Source organism: Ferrimonas gelatinilytica, from assembly GCF_039544205.1.
In the GTDB taxonomy this organism is placed as follows: domain Bacteria; phylum Pseudomonadota; class Gammaproteobacteria; order Enterobacterales; family Shewanellaceae; genus Ferrimonas; species Ferrimonas gelatinilytica.
Genome location: NZ_BAABLF010000008.1, coordinates 38,553 through 56,602, shown reverse-complemented (window position 1 = coordinate 56,602; position 18,050 = coordinate 38,553). Strand labels below are relative to the sequence as shown.

At 60.1% G+C, this 18,050-nt stretch carries 16 protein-coding genes and 1 riboswitch; of the genes, 7 read left to right on the top strand and 9 right to left on the bottom strand.

Translation table 11 applies throughout. The features are described 5' to 3' along the window. Positions 1-28 precede the first annotated feature (28 nt). Positions 29-550, top strand: a complete 522-nt coding sequence (locus ABD997_RS07525; protein WP_345316397.1) for a chalcone isomerase family protein — start codon at positions 29-31, stop codon at positions 548-550. A gap of 14 nt (positions 551-564) precedes the next feature. Continuing rightward, on the top strand, positions 565-1,143 hold the full coding sequence (locus ABD997_RS07520; protein ID WP_345316396.1) for a DUF3833 domain-containing protein: 579 nt from the start codon (positions 565-567) through the stop codon (positions 1,141-1,143). Between the two features lie 100 nt (positions 1,144-1,243). Here ABD997_RS07520 and fkpA read toward each other — a convergent pair whose 3' ends face one another. Further along, on the bottom strand, positions 1,244-2,005 hold the full coding sequence (fkpA, locus tag ABD997_RS07515; protein WP_345316395.1) for an FKBP-type peptidyl-prolyl cis-trans isomerase: 762 nt from the start codon (positions 2,003-2,005) through the stop codon (positions 1,244-1,246). Between the two features lie 246 nt (positions 2,006-2,251). Here fkpA and ABD997_RS07510 point away from each other — a divergent pair, with 246 nt between their 5' ends. Beyond that, positions 2,252-2,794 carry a YaeQ family protein gene (locus ABD997_RS07510; protein WP_345316394.1) on the top strand — a complete coding sequence of 181 codons (543 nt, stop codon included), beginning with the start codon at positions 2,252-2,254 and terminating at the stop codon, positions 2,792-2,794. 38 nt (positions 2,795-2,832) lie between these two features. Here ABD997_RS07510 and ABD997_RS07505 read toward each other — a convergent pair whose 3' ends face one another. The 7 genes from ABD997_RS07505 to amrB all read right to left on the bottom strand — a co-directional run bounded on the left by ABD997_RS07505 (position 2,833) and on the right by amrB (position 13,431). Then, positions 2,833-3,264, bottom strand: a complete 432-nt coding sequence (locus ABD997_RS07505) for an HIT domain-containing protein (protein ID WP_345316393.1) — start codon at positions 3,262-3,264, stop codon at positions 2,833-2,835. 35 nt (positions 3,265-3,299) lie between these two features. Further along, entirely contained in the window at positions 3,300-4,352 is a 1,053-nt protein-coding gene (locus tag ABD997_RS07500; protein ID WP_345316392.1) for an HD-GYP domain-containing protein, read from the bottom strand. After that, a complete protein-coding gene (locus tag ABD997_RS07495; RefSeq protein WP_345316391.1) occupies positions 4,339-9,141 on the bottom strand; it encodes a PAS domain S-box protein in 4,803 nt (1,600 codons plus the stop codon). Before ABD997_RS07495 ends, ABD997_RS07500 begins: the two co-directional genes overlap by 14 nt. A gap of 137 nt (positions 9,142-9,278) precedes the next feature. Beyond that, positions 9,279-9,806, bottom strand: coding sequence for a phosphatase PAP2 family protein (locus ABD997_RS07490; RefSeq protein WP_345316390.1), 528 nt, complete (start codon positions 9,804-9,806; stop codon positions 9,279-9,281). 192 nt (positions 9,807-9,998) lie between these two features. After that, complete coding sequence (locus ABD997_RS07485) at positions 9,999-11,846, bottom strand: DEAD/DEAH box helicase (RefSeq protein WP_345316389.1); 1,848 nt, start codon at positions 11,844-11,846, stop codon at positions 9,999-10,001. 270 nt (positions 11,847-12,116) lie between these two features. Next, entirely contained in the window at positions 12,117-12,671 is a 555-nt protein-coding gene (amrA, locus tag ABD997_RS07480) for an AmmeMemoRadiSam system protein A (RefSeq protein ID WP_345316388.1), read from the bottom strand. Next, a complete protein-coding gene (amrB, locus tag ABD997_RS07475; protein ID WP_345316387.1) occupies positions 12,646-13,431 on the bottom strand; it encodes an AmmeMemoRadiSam system protein B in 786 nt (261 codons plus the stop codon). The genes amrA and amrB overlap by 26 nt, the downstream gene beginning before the upstream one ends. A gap of 115 nt (positions 13,432-13,546) precedes the next feature. On the opposite strand from amrB, the gene amrS reads away from it, so the two are divergent. Next, positions 13,547-14,638, top strand: coding sequence for an AmmeMemoRadiSam system radical SAM enzyme (amrS, locus tag ABD997_RS07470; RefSeq protein ID WP_345316386.1), 1,092 nt, complete (start codon positions 13,547-13,549; stop codon positions 14,636-14,638). Here the strand turns inward: amrS and ABD997_RS07465 are convergent. After that, positions 14,635-15,276 carry a glutathione S-transferase family protein gene (locus ABD997_RS07465; RefSeq protein WP_345316385.1) on the bottom strand — a complete coding sequence of 214 codons (642 nt, stop codon included), beginning with the start codon at positions 15,274-15,276 and terminating at the stop codon, positions 14,635-14,637. The two genes, amrS and ABD997_RS07465, sit on opposite strands and share 4 nt — an antisense overlap. Positions 15,277-15,368: 92 nt before the next feature. Continuing rightward, positions 15,369-15,549, top strand: a riboswitch (yybP-ykoY riboswitch). Positions 15,550-15,567: 18 nt separating this feature from the next. Here ABD997_RS07465 and ABD997_RS07460 point away from each other — a divergent pair. The 3 genes from ABD997_RS07460 to ABD997_RS07450 are packed head-to-tail and all read left to right on the top strand — an operon-like array spanning position 15,568 to position 18,005. Continuing rightward, positions 15,568-16,569, top strand: coding sequence for a calcium/sodium antiporter (locus ABD997_RS07460; protein ID WP_345316384.1), 1,002 nt, complete (start codon positions 15,568-15,570; stop codon positions 16,567-16,569). A gap of 5 nt (positions 16,570-16,574) precedes the next feature. After that, a complete protein-coding gene (locus tag ABD997_RS07455; protein ID WP_345316383.1) occupies positions 16,575-17,102 on the top strand; it encodes a prolyl-tRNA synthetase associated domain-containing protein in 528 nt (175 codons plus the stop codon). A 57-nt stretch (positions 17,103-17,159) separates the two neighbouring features. Then, positions 17,160-18,005 carry a DMT family transporter gene (locus ABD997_RS07450; protein ID WP_345316382.1) on the top strand — a complete coding sequence of 282 codons (846 nt, stop codon included), beginning with the start codon at positions 17,160-17,162 and terminating at the stop codon, positions 18,003-18,005. The last annotated feature ends 45 nt before the right edge of the window (positions 18,006-18,050 follow it).

The window sequence follows — 18,050 nt, the reverse complement described above, 5'->3', positions numbered from 1 at the left end:
TATCGGCCTCCTTTGCCTAGGAGGTTTCATGCGGATCCTGTCTCCAAGTCTGGCTGCCCTCATTCTCATGGGGGCCATAGCATCCCCCTTAAGCGCCAGTGCCAGCGGCGACCCCCTCCAGCAGTTTCAACCGGTTGGGAAGACCAAGCTCAAGGTGTTCTGGTTTCCGGTATACGAAGCGCACCTTTACAGCCCGGATGGGGAGTTTCGCAGTCTTAACCACCCTTTGGCATTGCGGCTGAGGTACCTGAGAGATATCGATTCCAAGGAGCTTGTTTCGTCGACCCGGGACGAGTGGCAACGTCTGGGCCTGTACCATCCCGACGCCAGTGAAACCTGGTTGAAGCAGTTGGCTTCGCTCTGGCCCGACGTAGAAAAGGGGGATGAGCTGATGTTTCGTTACGACGGCGATAGCAGCCACTTTTTCTTCAACGGCGAGCCCCTGGGTAGCCTGTCAGACAGTGGCTTTGGGCCGCAATTTGCCGCCATATGGTTGCACCCCAATACCCGCTTTCCAAGTTTGCGTCGTGAACTGATAGGAGAGAATTAATGAGAGGTACTCAGATGACTCAAGTCAAGCGTCAGCGCGAGACAGCACTGGAACTGCCACTCCTCCAGGGGTGGAGGCTTCTCCTGTTGAGCCTTGTCATCCTGCCTCTGTTTGCCTGCTCCAGCCATGATATGTCTCAGTACCAGGGGCTGACGCCAAGCCTGGACATGAGGGCGTTCTTCAACGGGCCATTGGAAGCAACCGGGATGGTGGTGGATCGCGGTGGTCAGGTCACACGGCGCTTCACCGTCACCATGATTGGCCGCTGGGAAGGCAACGTCGGTACCTTGGATGAGCAATTCTTCTGGGACGATGGTGAGCAGAGCGAGCGGATCTGGACCCTGACCGATCTTGGGGATGGTCGCCTTAAGGGGGAAGCTGCAGATGTGGAGGGGTTTGCCGAGGGCCGGGTTTCCGGGCCTGTGCTGCACTGGAGCTATGACCTGCGTTTGCCGGAGGATCAGGGGGGGTGGCTGATTCACTTTGACGACACCATGGCACTGGTGACCGAGAAGGAACTGATGAACGTCGCGGTAATGACCAAGTGGGGGATTGAGGTGGGGCGTGTCATCATTTCGATACGCCGCCTCTAGAGCGATGCAGTGACAATCACGGTCTTGATTCGTATGAAAACGGCCACCCTTGGGTGGCCGTTGCGTTATCTTTGCGGTGCTGACACCAAGAGGGCAACCCTTACTTGTCAGAAGCCTCTTCGAGGGACGGTTCACCGTTGATGGAGAACAGTTCCACTTCGAATTTCAGCGGGGTGTTGGGGGTGATGAGATCACCGGCACCGCGCTCTCCGTAGGCCAGTTCGGAGGGGATGTAGAGCTCGTACTTGGAGCCCACAGACATCAACTGGAGCCCCTCGGTCCAGCCGGGGATCACGCCGTTAAGCGGGAAGGAGATGGTTTCGCCACGGGCGTAGGAGGAGTCAAACTCTTCGCCGCTGGGCAGGGTGCCGCGGTAGTGCACGGTAACGGTGTCAGTGGCACCGGGCTTGGCACCCTCACCTTCGGTGACGGCTTTGTAGAGCAGCCCAGACTCGGTCTTCACGACGCCTTCTGCGTTGGCCATCTCTGCCAGCCAGGCTTCGCCTTCCGCTTTGGCGGCGGCAACTTCGGCGTCACGCTTCTCCTGGGCCAAGGCGTTGACGCGCTGGTCAAACGCCATCAGGGTTTCCTGCATCTGTTCTTCGGTCAGCTGAGGTTGCTCGTTCATGCCGTCTTGCAAACCGGCCAGGATGATGCTCTTGTCCAGCTCGACACCCAGGGTGGCCTGCTGCTCCAGGCTGCCACTGATGTACTGGGCCATGGATACACCGATGGCGTAAGCCACTTTCTGATCGTCATTCTGCAGCTGAACTTGAGCGCTGTCGGTCTGATCCGCGGCGTCCTGGCAACCGGCCAGGGCGATGGAGGCACTGACGAGGCCGACTTTAAAGATGGATTTCATGGATGTTCTCCCTAATAAATGTCGGAATTACTATTGGGGTTGGCCGTGCAAAGTGCAACCCCTGCGGATAAGAATGTTTGTTGTGACCCGGTCTGGGGCGGTCAGTTCCCTTGAACCCAAGATCTATTTGAGAAAAATGAAGAAATCACCCATTACACCGGTTTGATACTTGTATGCCGGTGTGCCGGGCAGTACCCTTGCGCCCAAATCACTTCCCATCATCACTGTAAACGTAAGCGAGGCGTCATGGCGCTCAAAGCCACCGTTTTTAAAGCGCGCATCCAACTCTCTGACATGGATCGCCACCTATATACCGAAAACAGCATGACCCTGGCTCGCCATCCATCAGAGACGGATCTGCGTATGATGCTGCGGGTACTGGCCTGGGGACTCTATGCCGATGAGCGATTGGAGTTTACCAAGGGGCTGTGTGAGGACGAGGAGCCGGACCTGTGGCAGAAGAGCTACAGCGATGAGATTGAGCTGTGGATAGAACTGGGGTCGCCGGATGAGGCGCGCCTGAAAAAGGCCTGTGGTCGGGCCCGGCAGGTGGTGGTGCTGGCTTACGGAGAGCGGGCTGTACCGATCTGGTGGGAGAAAAACGAGGGCAAGTTCCGTCGTTTCGATAACCTGTCCGTGCTCACCGTCAGCGACGAGGAGGGGGAGTCATTGGCGGCACTGGCGGCCCGCACCATGGATCTCTCCATCAATATCAGTGACGGCCAGGTTGGGATAAGCTCGGAACAGGGCTATGCCCAGATAGACCCGGTTTATCTCAAGCGGGCCTAGAAGAAAGAGGGGGGGCTGCCCCCCTGCGTTATGGATCCCTACTCCTCGGCCGCGAGGAAGCTGGGGAGGACGTTCAGCCGGCGGCGCCAGTCCTGGATGGCCGCCTGGAGCAGCGTCTGTGGATAAAGTTGGGCTGGCAGTGCCCCCCAGATGGGCGCCGGCCAAGCATCGTCTCCCTCGAAGCGGGCGATATGGTGGATGTGCAGCTGCGGGACCATGTTGCCTAGGGCGGCAACATTCATCTTATCCGCCTGCAGGGTCTGCTGCATCAGCTCGGCCAGGTCGCAGGAGGCGGCCAGGGTATCCTGGCGCAGCGGCTGTGGAAGCTGGTGGATCTCCCGGATCCCGTCGCACTCGGGGATCAGGATCAGCCAAGGGTAGCGACTGTCATGATGAAGCCGGACCTGGCAGCCTGCCAGGTGCCCAATCAGGCTGGAGTCTTGGTGAAGCTGGGGGTGTAACTGAAACATGTGGACTCGACGGGTCGAAAGTTGATGGCGCCACGCTAGCGGATTTCCTCAGTGGAGGCAATCTCGGGGCTGTCCAGATAGCGGTTGCGGATCGCCACCAGGTCCGGCTCCAGCTCAATGAAGCGATCCACCAGGTCGGGATCGAACTGGCTGCCGCGCCCGCTTTTTATCTGGGCCATGGTTTTGGAGATGGACCAGGCCGGTTTATAGGGGCGTTCGGAGGTGAGGGCGTCAAACACGTCGGCGATCGCTACGATGCGCCCCTCGATGGGGATGTCGGTGCCGGAAAGCCCTCGCGGGTAACCTTTTCCGTCCCAACGTTCATGGTGGGTCAGGGCGATGGTGGAGGCCATGGACATCAGCTCTGAGCTCAACTCACCCAGGATCCCGGCACCCAGTTCCGGGTGACGCTGCATCACTTGCCACTCGTCGGAGTCCAGCCGGGCCTGCTTTTTCAGGATCTGATCCGGGATCCCTATTTTGCCGATGTCGTGCATGGGCGCGGCGGTGAGGATCAGCTGGCAGTGCCGCTCGCTGAGACCGGCTGCCTGGGCCAGCCGGTGAGCGAAATAGCTCATGCGGATGACGTGCAGGCCGGTTTGATTATCCTTGTATTCGGCGGCTCGTCCCAGGCACTGGATGATGTGCAAGCGGGTCTGTTCCAGCTCGGCGGTGCGGGTCTGCACCAGCGATTCCAGGTGGCGCGCCTGGCTGTACAGGGACAGGTGAGTGGCCACCCGGGCCCGCACCACGGCAGCATTGACCGGCTTGCTGATATAATCTACGGCGCCCACAGCCAAGCCGGCGGCTTCGTCGGAGACTTCACCCAAGGCTGTCACGAAGATCACCGGTATCGCGGAGGTCGCCGGATCCGACTTGAGCCGAAGGCATACCTCCAGGCCATCCATCTGCGGCATCATGATATCCAGCAGGATCAGGTCTGGCGGCGTTCGGGTGGCAATTTTCAGCGCGGTCGGGCCATCCAGTGCCACCTTGAGCCGGTAGTCCGGCTGCAGGATCCCAACCAGCACATCGATGTTGGCGGCGGTATCGTCGACCACCAGAATGCTGGCCTTATCCCTGCTCATCGTTACGCCCCTCCTCGCTCTGTGCAATCAGTTGTGATAGCCAAGACAGTGCTTCATCGTATTGGTAGCCCTCTATCAGTGTAGCCAGACGCTTGAGGCCAGCGTCGGCCGGGTTCGCCTGGGTCAATCTATCTACCAGCTCGGCGACGGCAGGGTCGTACTCCTCCAGGGGCGTGCGCAGGGCTTTGAGCTGGGCCAGTCGCTCGAAGGTATCTTCGCCGGGAGGGGCAGCCTGACATTCCTGGCCGGCCCAGGCCTCCAGTGCCTGGATCAGGCTTAGCAGGTTCTCCTCGGTTTCGCTTAGGAGCGCCTGATCCACCTGCTTTTGCTTACAGTATTCCTCAAGCTTTTGAAACTGTTGGCTTAACACCGGGGATGCCAGGCTGGCGCAGAGCCCTTTCAGGGTATGGCAGAGACGGGTGGCGTCCTCGTAGGCCTGGTCTGCCAGCTGGGTCTTCAGCTCTGCCATGGCGTCCCGGTAGGAGCTGAGAAAGCGGCGTAGCAGGTGGTCATAGAGCCTGCGGCTGCCCTGAAGGAGCTGTAAACCGCGATCCACATCCAGCAGGGGGTGATGAGGCCAGCCCGGTTGCGTCGGCTCATCCGGGGATGCGCTGCTCTGGGCAGGCCCACTATCCAGCGAGGGATCGCCAAGGTATTGCCAGAGAACCTGGTGGAGCCGCGCCAGTTCAAAGGGTTTGGGCAAATGGTCATCCATGCCTGCCGCCAGGCAGCGCTCCCGGTCTCCGGCCATGGCGTTGGCGGTCATGGCGACGATGGGAAGCTCCGTCAGCTTCAGTCGCTGCCGGATCTCGCCGGTGGCCTCGAAGCCATCCATCACCGGCATCTGGCAGTCCATCAGTATCAGGTCATACTGGCTCTGCTCCAGCTTCTGCAGCGCCTGTTTGCCATTCTCCGCCCACGTCACCTCCAGACCGAGCTGCTCCAGGAACTCGCAGGCGACCTCTTGGTTGATGGGGTTATCCTCCACTAGCAGGACCTTTTTCCCTTTCAGGTATGCCTGCTGCGTCTCGCTCAGCCTGGGCCCCTGCTGGGTGCGGATCGGGTGATGTCGTCCCTGTTTACCGAGAGCCACCAATAGGGCGTCCAGCAGACGACTGGGGTTGACCGGTTTGGTCAGGTGACCGGCCAGGCCGAGCTTCTCTATCGCCTTCAACAGCGGCTCATCCTGGTGGGCGGTCAGGATAAGGATACGGGAGGGTGAGATCCCCTGCTTGATCAGCTTGCGGGACAGCATCAGACCATCCATTTTGGGCATTCGGTAGTCACACAGCACCAGTTCCGGCAGGCCATCCTCCAACTGGGTTAGTGCCTGCCGACCGCTACGGGCCCGGATGACGGTGAAACCGAAGCTGCTGAGGGTATGTTCCAGGATATCCAGGGCGGTATCGTTGTCGTCCACCAGCAATAGAGGCATGCCCGAAAGCTCCGTGGGCATGGGGCGCTGCACGGGGGCGGCGGCCTTAAGGGGCAGTTCAAAGTAGAAGGTGCTGCCGTGGCCGGGGGTGGAGTCGACCCGGATCTCGCCCTGCATCAGCTGCACCAGGCGGCGGCTGATCGCCAGTCCCAGGCCTGTGCCACCATATTTTCGGGTCGTAGAGCTGTCTGCCTGACTGAAGGATTGAAACAGCCGCTGCTGCTGGGCAGGGTTCATGCCGATCCCGGTATCGCGAACCGAGAAACGGATCCGGTCATCCCCATCGATGCTCAGTACCACCTCCCCCTTCTCGGTGAACTTGAGCGCGTTGCTGAGCAGGTTGGTGAGGACCTGGCCTAGCCGCAACGGATCGCCGCAGAGGCGGTTTGGTACCTGGGGGGCGACAGAAAAGAGCAGTTCAATCCCCTTGTCGTGGGCCTTGCTGGCAAACAGGTCAGAGAGTCGTTCGAGCAGTTCGTCCAGGGCAAACTCCGTTTGTTCCAGCTCCAGCTTGCCCGCCTCGATCTTGGAGTAGTCCAGCACATCGTTGATCAGGGCCAGCAGTGACTGGCTGGCGGAGTCTATCTTGCGCAGGTAATCGGACTGGCGAGGGGTCAGTTCGGTCTGCCGACACAGCTGTGTCAGGCCGATGATGGCGTTCATCGGGGTCCGGATCTCATGGCTCATGTTGGCCAGGAAGTCGCTCTTGGCCTGGTTGGCGGTGTCAGCGGCTTCCTTGGCTTGCTGCAGGGCTTCGTTGATCTCACGTCGCTCGGTGATGTCGGACATGGTCAGTACGACGGCCCGATCCGGCTTGCCCTCCTGGGTCAGCCGGACTGCGCGAAGGTCGGCCCAGCGTAGGTTGCCATCCGCCTTGCGATAGCGTAGCTCACAGGCGAGGTGGGGCTTATCCCCCTTCAGCAGCGGGGTAAGGTTACGGTTAAAGGGATCCCGGTCCTCCGCAGGGAGAAGCTGACTGATGTGCTGACCGATCAATTGGTCCGGGGGTAACTGGGCAAACTGGATAAATCGCTCGTTCAGCTCCTTGATTACGCCGGTGGGACTGAGGGTGACGATAGCGATCCCCGCGTTGTCAAAGAGTGCTCTGAAGTGAGACTCGGACTCCGCCAGCTTCTGGGCCATCTTTCGCCGCTCCGTGATATCCAGCAGGAAGCCGTTCCAGCGTGACTGACCCTGCTCATCCCGGTCGTATCGTGCGCCGATGCTGAACCAGCGCTGAGGGCCACCGTGGGGTGCCATTCGCAACTCCATGTTCCAGTCCTCACCGCGCTCAACCGATTGTTTGAGGGCGCCCTCCAGATGATGGCGGTCCTCTTTCGCTACCCGGGAGAGCAGGGTGAGGGGATCCGCCAGTATCTGCTCCCGGGTCAACCCCAGCACCTTGGCGATGCCACCGCTGATGAAGGTGAAGCGTACCCGAGGTGCCTCCTGCTGGCTGACCATCTGGAAAACCACGCCGGGAACGGATTCGGTGATGGTTTCCAGTTGGCGCTGGGTCTCCTTGAGGGCGTGCTCCTGCTCCTTGCGTTCGCTGATGTCACGCAGTATCGCGGCGGTCATGCTGTCCCGCCCGGCACTTTTGGGCAGCTGACTGAGACTGATCTCTACCGCCAGCTCGGAACCGTCGGCGCGCATCAGGCTGAGATCCTGCCCTTGGCCCATGGCCCGGGGTCGCGGGTCCTTGAGAAAACGTTGCCGCAGTTCCGGGTGGCGCTCCCGAGCCGCCTTCGGGAGAAGCTGCTCCACAGGCTGGCCGATCAGCTTGGCTTTATCGTGACCGGTGAGTTCGGTCAGGCGGTCATTGAGATAGGTGATCTTACCCTCGCTGTCCACCAGCAGGATGGCATCCGGCGCGGCTTCTAGGATCGACTGGTACCAGCGGCCGGCCTCCACCTCCTCACTGATGTCCATCAGCAGTGCCTCTGCTCCGAGGATCTCGTCATGTTCATCCCGGATAGGCTGCAGGTAGACGTTGAATTGGCGTGGGTAACCCTCCCTGTGGCGAAGTTCCAGGGGGTGGGGAGGAACGGGAACACCGGCGAGTACCTGCTGCTGATAATGCCAGTTGGTCTCGTTGTCTGGGTGGTCTGTCAGCAGGCGGGCAAACTTGTCGCGAAAGAGGTCCGGCTCATAGCCAAGCAGGGCTTCGACCCCGTCGCTGACCTGCAGCAGTCGTCCCTGGGGATCCATCGACAGGTAGAAACCGCGATCCCCCATCCCCTCCAGCAGCCCTGCCAGCCGGTTACCGTGAGCATCCTGGAGGCGTGCCTCCCGCTCCTGGAGACTGGCGGCCATGTTTAACAGGCCCTGGTCCAGTGCCTGGATCTCCTCGGTGCCTGGTGAAGCTAGAGGAGCCAACGTCCGGCTTCCGTGTTGCAGGGCGATGACCCGGTGCCGAAGCTGCTCCAGAGGCTGTAACAGCCGGCGAGAAAGAATCCAGCCGATCAGGCTGAACAGCAGGGTGTAGAGCAGCAAAAGCCCCAACCCGCGCCGGTACTGGCTATTGATGGGGGCATCCACCAGGGCCACGGGGCGCATCAACATCATCAGCCATTGGGTCTGTGGCAGGCGACGAAACGCCACCACCAGCTCTTCACCGCTGTTGAGGGTCAGACGAGCTGTGCCGCTCTTCTCCTGCTTCAACCTGGTGAGCAGCGTCGATTCCTCCGCATTGTCTTCTACCAGCTCTTCCAATCGGTTACGCAGGATCTTCTCCTGGTCCGGATGGAATAGCAGTCGACTCTGGTCGTCGGCGATAAGCAGTTCATCACGAACCAGGTTGAGCTGCTGGGCCAGGGTGTTGAGTGCTAGGTCGGCAGTGACTACGCCGTGAAAAATGCCATCAATGAATATGGGGGCACTGTAGCTGGTCATCAGGATATTACCGGCACTTTCATCAAAGTAAGCGGGTGTCCACTGGGGGGTGTTGTGGCGCCGGGGGAGGGTCCACCAGGCCCAGTTGCCGTCACTGTAGTCGTAAGCATTGGCGGCGATATCCATGCTGCTGATCCCCGCCGGACCGCGCCAGCTGTAGGGAGCAAAGCGACGCTGATATATCTCCGGTTCCAGTGCCACGGCACTGCCGAAGATCACCGGGTTGCTGTGAAGGTGGTGACGAGTGAGCTGGTAGAGGGCGTCATCGTCGGGCAGGGCACCATGGCCGAGTTGGTTGGCGCTGCCGTTGATGATCAGGGTCACGCCGTTGAGCAGCCCGCCGAGGCGCTCTGCCAGTACCATGAGCTCATCCTCAAGGTGGAGGTTGGCTTCAACGGTCCAGCGGCGCTGCTCCAGGTAGAGATTGGCTGCCATTGCGCCGGCCAGAAGCAGGAGCATTGGCAGCAACAGTTTCCACAGCACCTGGCGGCGCAGCGGCGGCGGTTTGGAGTGAGATGTCGATGCGGGAACCACTGGCAGCCAACTGTCATTTTTCCTTGAATTCAGTGTAGTTGGCTTAACTCTCTTTGCTGGGGTTAGAAGTGGAGTGCGCCGTTTAGGTAGAAGCCCTCGGAGGTCACGGTGGGAACCAGTTGCAGGCGTGGCCCGGGGGAGACCAGGTAATGGTTGAATGCCAGGGCGATGGCGGCGCCGGCGAGGACATCGGCCCAATGGTGCTGATCGGTATTGACCCGGCTCACTGCCGTCCAGGAGGCCAGGGCATAAGCGGGCAGTCCGTAGTCCCAGCCATAGCGTCGCTGCAGGTAGCCCGCAGCAGAGAAGGCGTTGGTAGCATGACCGCTGGGGAAGCTGTCGTTATCGCTACCATCGGGACGCTCGCTGTCGACCGCCTGCTTCAGAGCCAGGGTCGTTGCACTGCTGGCGACGAAGCTGAGGCCAAACTGTTTGAGCCCCTCCTTGTCCTTCTCGTAGAGACTGACCCCCACCGCTGTCGCGGGAAGAGCCAGGCGCAGGGCGTGGGCAAGGTCCTCGCTGGTGGAGGCATGGACGCCGGGTAGGAGAAGGGAAAGGGTTGAACCCAAAACCAGGGGAAGCGGTTTCATGGCGATAAGTCCGTCGCTCGACATGGCGCGCTAGGATAACAAGTGCCTGATAATCTGCAAGGTTCGATAAGTACGGGGTTAAGCCTATCCAGTATGGATCTCTGCACAGGGAGAGGGCAGTCGGCAAAGGGGGAGACAACAAAAAGGCCGCCCCGAAGGGCGGCCCTGTATCATCGTGAGACTCGATGAGATTTACTGGGTGCCGGCGTTGTCGCGACGCGGGCGACGGCCTTCGCTACGGAAGCCACCCTCGCGGCGCTGACCACCATCACGACGTTGGCCGCCCTCGCGGCGCTCGCCACGGAAACCACCTTCACGACGCTCGCCACGGAAGCCACCTTCGCGGCGTTGGCCACCGTCACGACGCTCGCCACGGAAGCCACCCTCACGGCGAGGCTCAATCACCTCAGAGGTGACCTCCGCAGACAGGGCACGGTTGCGCACATGAATAGTGCGCAGCTTGGCCAGCACATCCTTGGGCATCGCTTTGGGCAGTTGCACCAGGGAGTGGGCGTCGTGCAGACGGATCTGACCGATGTTGCCGGAGTCCAGTTGCAGCTCGTTGGCGATGGCACCGACGATATCCTTGACCTGAGTACCGTGCTCGCGGCCCACTTCCAGACGGTAGGTCTCGAAATCGGTAGCCGGGCGGCGCTCACGACGTTCGCGACGCTCACCGCGCTCGCCTCGTTCACCACGCTCGCGTTCGAAGCGCGGCTTCGGATCCGGCTGAGGATTCAGCGGCTTGGTGCGCTGACGTTGGAACAGCAGGGCGGCGGCCAGTTGCTCGACGCTCAGCTCGTTCTCTTCCGCCATCTTGCCGATCAACTCCTGCATCTCGGTCAGCTCATTGCCAGCGACGCACTCGGCCAGCTCAACGCTGAGCTTGGCAATACGGTGCTTGCCCAGCTCTTCGGCAGTCGGCAGTTCCATCATTTCGATGGTGCCAGCGGTGGCACGCTCGTAGAAGCGCAACTGACGCAGTTCGCGAGGACGGGCAAACAGAATGGCGGTTCCGCTGCGACCGGCACGGCCGGTACGACCGATACGGTGCACGTAGGACTCGTGATCCATCGGCAGGTCGTAGTTCAGTACGTGAGTGATGCGCGGCACATCCAGGCCACGGGCAACCACGTCGGTAGCGATCAGGATGTTGATCTTACCTTTGTGCAGCTGAGCCACGGTGTGCTCGCGCTGCTGCTGGCTCATGTCACCGTTCAACGCAGCGGCTTTGAAGCCCAGGTTGTTCAGGTGGTTGGCCAGTTCCATGGTGTCGTTACGGGTACGTACGAACACGATCATGGCGTCGTAATCGAGGGTCTCGGAGAGTCGCTCCAGGGCGGTCAGCTTGTTCAGACCGGAAACTTTCCAGGCTTTCTGAACAATGTTGGCCTTCTTGGAGGTGTCCGCGGCGATCTTCACATGCTTGGGATCTTTCAGGAAACGCTCGGCGATGCGGCGGATCTGATTCGGCATGGTGGCTGAGAACAGAGCCATCTGGGTCTGTTCCGGCAGGTGTTCCAGGATCCACTCGATATCTTCGAGGAAGCCCATATTGAGCATCTCGTCCGCTTCATCCAGGACGCAGCACTGGATGCTGTCCAGATCGATGCTGCCGCGACGGATGTGGTCCATCAGGCGGCCCGGGGTGGCAACCACCACCTGGGAGCCACGCTCCAGGTCACGCAGCTGAGGTCCGTAAGGCTGACCACCGTACAGGGTGGTGACACGCAGGCCTTTCATGTTACAGGCGAACTCTTCCAGGGCGGTCGCCACCTGGATGGCCAGCTCACGGGTCGGAGCCAGGACTAACATTTGGGAAGTGCGCTGACGCGGGTCCATTCCTGCCAGGCCCGGCAGGCCGAAGGCAGCGGTTTTACCGGTACCGGTTTGGGCCTCACCCAGGATGTCGTGGCCATCCAGCATGTAGGGGATGGATTGGGCCTGAATCGGGGTAGGGGCGGTAAAACCCATAGAGGAGACGGCGTTCAGCAGCGCTTCGGGCAGACCGAGGCTGGAAAAATCACAGCTATTTGACATTAGATGCTCTGTATATAGGCAGGAGAGGATCCTGCGGAAATTCGAGGAGGTGATAGCCCAGCGACGGTCCCAATAACAACTACGGTCGCGTGGCGCTTCTCACCCCGGGAATCAAGCAGCGGTAGGAGCATTGCTTGAGGTGGCGCATTCTATCTAACTCAATCAGAAACGCAAGTAGTTTGTCGGAAAACTGACCGATAGGGTGTGGTTTTCGATGCCGGTTCATCTCAGAGCAGCGGCGTCCGCATTGCTCAAAGTGACGCTAACGCGTTAATTTTCCTCGAACTCGGTCGCGGGGAATTGCCAAGCCTGCATGCCGGGGAGCCATTGATGCCAGCCCCCCTTGCGCAGCAGGGCGGCAAGGAACGCCGACCGCTCCGGCAACTGCTGCCACACGGCGGGAAGAAACAGGGCTCGCCGGCCCTGGTAGCTGAGGATAAGTCCCAGCTCAGGATCCAGCTTCTGGCAAAGTTCGACAGGGCTCTTTGCTGCGACTGGCGTGGGGTCACCCAGGAGTGTCAGGCTAATGCGGCATCGGTTCAGCTGGGCCTCCGACAGCGGACTAAAGCGAGGATCTTCGAAAGCAGCTTGCCGGGCCAAGTGGGGTAGCAGTTCCGCAAGGGGCTGCCGGGTGTTGTCCGTGGTTCCGATACAGCCTCGCAGCTGCCCCTGCTCATCATGCAGGGTGACGAAAAGGTTGAGGAGCCGCTCGCCCCACTCCAGTGCTTCTGGTCCGTGCTCATCGGGGTGCCAGTGCTGGAGGATGCTCGCTCTGGCCAGGGCCAGCCAACGCTGCTGTTCAGTGGTAGAGGGCAAAAGCGGCATAACCCACAACACGTTCAGTATCGCCGCCTGCCTCAGCGGAGGTGGTCTGGGCCAGCAGGGAGACCTTGTATCCACGTTCACGGGCAAACAACAGGGCACCATTGAGCGGCGATGCGCCGCAGGCCTCGTTGGGATCGATCTGCGCTTCAAGCCGAAGGATCTTAGCCACGGTTGCGTTGTCCCTCTGCTGTGCCTCGGCCAGGGGATGGAAGTGGCTCAGGTCGGTGCTGATCAATAGCAGATCCTCCTCTTCGACAAAGTTGGTGAGCAACTCGGCAAGGGCTTGGGGGGCAATGTCGCCCACCAGCATGGGAACGACGGGAACCCCGGGCATCAGCCATTGCAGGAAGGGCAGCTGAACCTCAAGGCAGTGCTCGCGGGCATGGGGCGTATTCCTCAAGCGGACATCCCCCAGCCGAGCCAGTTTCTCAATGCACTCTGTATCCAGTGGGACTTCTCCGAGGGGGGTGCTGAATTGTTGCCAATGGGGAAGGGCTATCCCCTCAACGGGCACCCGATGGGGCGGGCCAAGCAGGAATATACGCCGATAGTTGTGCCCTTGGAGGTGGCGAAAGGCTTTGGCCGCGGTTGCACCGGAGTAGAGATAGCCAGCGTGGGGAACGATCAACCCACGAGGCCTCCTGGCTCCCTTTTCAGTGGTGGGCTGCAGTGGCAGCCAGCTACGCATCTGCCTATTCAGAACGTCGGCATCGTCGGAGTAGAACTGTCCGGCCACGGCAGGGGGGCGGGAGGCGATCATCAAAGGCTCCTCGTTAGCTTCGGCGCGGTTTACGCGATGCCACCGTCTTAGTGAAGCCGGCAACGACGGTGACTCCTAAAATTATAGTGAGTGAGCTGGCTTTGCTGGAGGCACGATGTCAACGGTAGCGACCCGATACTGGAAAAAGTTGGACGATGGCCGGGTGCAGTGCACCCTTTGCCCGCGGTTGTGCCGATTGCGGGAGGGGCACAGGGGAGTGTGCTACGTGCGCATGGCCCAGGACGGAGAGATCGTGATGACGAGTTATGGTCGATCATCCGGTTTTTGCGTTGACCCCATAGAGAAGAAGCCCCTTTACCATTTTTTACCTGGGACGCCGGTGCTTTCCTTCGGAACCGCGGGGTGCAATCTGGCGTGTAAGTTCTGCCAGAACTGGGATATCAGCAAGTCCCGGGAGATGGCGACCCTCGCCAGTACCGCCTCGCCGGAAACACTGGCGAAAACGGCAGAGCGGCTGGGGTGCCGCAGCATTGCTTTTACCTACAACGACCCGGTGATCTTCTATGAATATGCGTTGGACGTGGCAGCGGCTTGCCGACAACGGGGGATCCACTCGGTTGCGGTGACTGCCGGTTATATCAATCCCGAGCCCCGGCCTGCCTTTTTCTCCGCCATGGACGCGGCAAACGTTGATCTTAAAGGGTTTACCCAGGAGTTTTATCACAAGGTGTGCGGCGGTGATCTGGCACCGGTGTTGGATACCCTGCTGTACCTGAAGCAGGAGGCTCGCTGCTGGTTTGAGATCACCACTCTATTGATCCCGGGACTCAATGATGGCCAGGGGGAGATAGAGCAGATGTGTGGTTGGATACTGGAGCATCTTGGACCGGATGTGCCGCTGCACTTCACCGCCTACCATCCGGACTTCAAGATGCAAACACCGGGACCGACCCCCGCCGAGACTTTGAGCCGGGCGCGGAGTCAGGCGATGGCACTGGGACTGCGTTATGTCTACACCGGTAACGTACACGACGGCGAAGGGGGCAGCACCTGGTGCCACGGGTGTGGGTGCTGCCTGATCGAGCGCGACTGGTACCGGTTGGGGCGTTGGCGTTTAAGCCTGGATGCCGAGGGGCGGGGACGCTGTCCCCAGTGTGCGGCAACTATCCCGGGACATTTTGAAGCGCGACCCGGAACCTGGGGGCCCAAGCGGCTGCCGGTTACACTCTTTGACGCTGCCGGTTAGCTGCCAATGGTGGTTTCCGGGAGTCCTGCCAGCTCTTTCTTCAGCGCACGCTTCAGGGCGGGACGCTGGCAGATACGGGCGCGATAGGCTTCAGCTCTCTCGCTCAGGGGCTGCTCAAAGTTCTTAGCCCAATTCAGCGTATGGGCCAACAGCAGATCCGCCACCATGGGGTGGTCGCCCAGAAGAAATCCGGACTCGGGCAACTCCGGGTCGACCTCCTCGAGAATTTTTTGCCACTCCCAATGGGCACATTCCAGCACCTCGGGCACCCGTCGTGCCGGGGGAAGGGCGAACTTGTGTTTGCCCATCAGCCAGAGCGGTTGCTCCAGCTCGCAGGTGATGAGGCTGATCCACTGATGGTGTTTCCCGGATGCATCGGTACCCGGTTGGGGAAGCCATTGCTCCTGGCCGTATCGTTCTGCCAAGTAGAGGCAGATGGCGGCAGACTCGCTCAATGTAAGCGACCCATCGGTCAGGGTCGGGATCTTCTTGCGGGGATTTAACTGGCTAAAGGGGGCACGGAAGTGCTCCCCCTGTTTCAGGTCCACCAGGTGATACTGCCATTCGACACCGAGCTCTTCCAGAAGCCAGGACACTCTCAGTGAGCGTGTTTTGGGGTAGCCGTACAGGGTGATCATAAGTTCCTCCTTGATTGTGACGCTAACTTAACAAGGTCAGGATGCATGGCAAGGCTTTTGACTTGTCATGCCCACTTTGAGTGATAAACTAACCACCTCTTTCGGGGGAGTAGCCGTCCTGCAAGATGCAGGAGGGTGTGTCAACATCATTGGCCGTTCGGCCGTGGCACATTCAGCCGCAGTGACCTTGTATCTGCTGGCCTGGCGAGACTCGAATGATCGCACGCCTTTTCGTGAGGGTGAGTCGTGCCTTCATTCAGTCATTGCACCCTCGCCCTGGATCCTCTTGTTATGTCTACACTGCTCCTGCCTCTGCTGGCCCTTGTTGCCGGCTTTATCCTGCTCTCCTTGAGCGCCGACCGCCTGATCGCTGCTGCGTCGACCTTTGCACAGCGCAGCGGTGTCTCTATGGTATTTATCGGTATGACGGTGGTGGCATTCGGCACCTCTGCACCCGAGTTGCTGGTGTCGGCGGTGGCTGCCGCCAATGGCGCCGAAGGGCTGGCGGTGGGCAATGGACTGGGTTCCAACATCATCAATATCGGTCTGGTGCTGGGGGTATGTGCCCTGATCACGCCGCTGGCGGTGAATCGACGTTTTTTAGTCAGGGAGTTCCCCCTGCTTGTTGCCGCGATGCTGCTCTCCTGGGGCTTAATGTCCAATGGGAGCCTGGCCGGTTGGGATGGCGCTATTTTACTCGGTGCGCTGTTGCTTTACTGCGCTTACCTGGCTCGTTCGGTTAAGCAGGGGGAGAGTGATCCGGAAGCGCTGGAACTGCTGTCGATCTCTCGCAGACGGGCAGGTGTCGAGTCTTTGGTGATGCTGCTGGTGCTGCTTGGGGCCTCCCAGATGATGGTGTGGGGCGCGGTTGAACTGGCCAGGGCGATGGGGATCAGTGAGCTGGTGATCGGCTTGACCGTGATCGCTTTTGGCACCAGTTTACCGGAGCTGGCGGCGGCCGTTGCCGGAGTACGCCGGGGGATGCATGACATCGCGTTTGCAACGGTGATCGGATCGAACATCTTTAACCTGCTTGGGGTGTTGGCCTTTCCCGCCCTGCTGGGGGACGGATTGCAGCTCCCCAAGGAAGTATTGAGCCGGGATCTGCCGATGATGGCACTTCTTACCCTGGTGGTGGCGGTGGCTTTTCTCTGGGCCCGCTGGGGGCGGGGCGGAAGCCGGGCTTCATCGGTAGGGGTGCATAACTATCCGATGAGTCGTCTCGGTGGTGGGGTGTTGCTGATCGTTTTTAGCACCTACCTTTGGCAACTCGGTGGAGCGATGAGTGGCTAATTTTTATGACTAACAAGACATTGGGTTTGGAAGACGCTGAGTTGGCATCCTTGCTGAGTCAGCTGAACATTACCTATCGTGTGTATCATCACCCCCCTCTGCATGATTGTCAGGAGGCGGATCGGCTTAAGCTGGTACGTTCCGGTCAGAGGACCAAGTCTCTCTTTTTAAGAGATAACTACGGGAAGCGTCATTTTCTACTGATTACCGGGGCGCAAGCGTCGGTGGATCTTAAGGCGCTGTCTCGACAGCTGAAGGTGTCTCGCCTGGGCTTTGCTTCGTCGCAGCGGCTTCTCCGCTACCTCGGGGTGGCACCGGGTCATGTTTCGTTGTTGGCACTGGTCAAGGATCCGGAGCGAGCGGTGCAGCTACTGATTGACAGGGAGCTTTGGCAAGGGGAATGTTTGCAGTGCCACCCCCTGGATAACCGCACAACCTGGGTTCTGTCTCTGCAAGATATTGAGTGTTTACTGGCCTATTGGCGGCGCCCCTTGGAGCTATTGACGGTGCCGAAATTAGTCACGGGGAGCTGACTCCTTCTCCTTTCGGAGAAGATGCCAGGGGAAAAATTGGCTTGGTACGGGGAAAGAATGACAAAAACCAATCTCATTATGACGTTGCTGGCCCTGTTTGCTTTTGCTGGCAACTCGATCCTCTGTCGAATGGCACTCGATGTTGAGCAGATCGATGCCGCCAGCTTCACCCTGCTGCGCTTGGCATCCGGCGCAGCCCTGTTGACCCTTCTCCCCCTGTCGTCACCACCGCGATCGGCCAAGCCAATCGGCAGCTGGCGTTCAGGGTTCTGGCTCATGCTCTACGCGGTTGGTTTCTCTTACGCCTATCGGTTTGTGGATGCCGGTGCCGGCGCCTTGGTGTTGTTTGCTGCGGTGCAGTTAATGATGCTGAGCTGGGCGGCGGCTAAAGGAGAGCGCCTCTCAATGGGTGGTGTAATCGGGCTTCTGGCGGCGGCGGGAGGATTGCTGATTTTGCTGCTGCCGGGAGTCGATGCGCCCCAACCTGCGGGTGTGGCCTTGATGGTGACTGCCGGTATCGCTTGGGCGCTATACAGTATCCGGGGACAGGGCAGCGTGGCGCCCATCGCTGATACTCGTGGGAATTTTCAGCGTGCCTTTGTCTGGGCGTTGCCGCTGATAGTGCCGGCGCTGCTCTGGGGGCAGGTTCCCCCTAGTGGCGCGGCATTGGCGGTACTTTCCGGAGCCCTGACATCGGCGCTCGGTTACGTACTCTGGTACCGAGTTTTACCCACGTTGTCCACGGTGGCGGCTTCGGTCTGCCAACTGTCGGTGCCGGTTTGGGCGGCGCTGGCGGGGGTGTTTCTGCTTGGGGAGTCCTTCACCTTGCGGTTAGTTTTGTCCAGTGGATTGGTCCTGGGCGGGATCAGCCTTGTGCTTTGGCAGAAGCAGCATCGGGCCTGATTGCTCCGGCTTTGCCCTGGAAAATCGTGGGCGATTCATCGATGG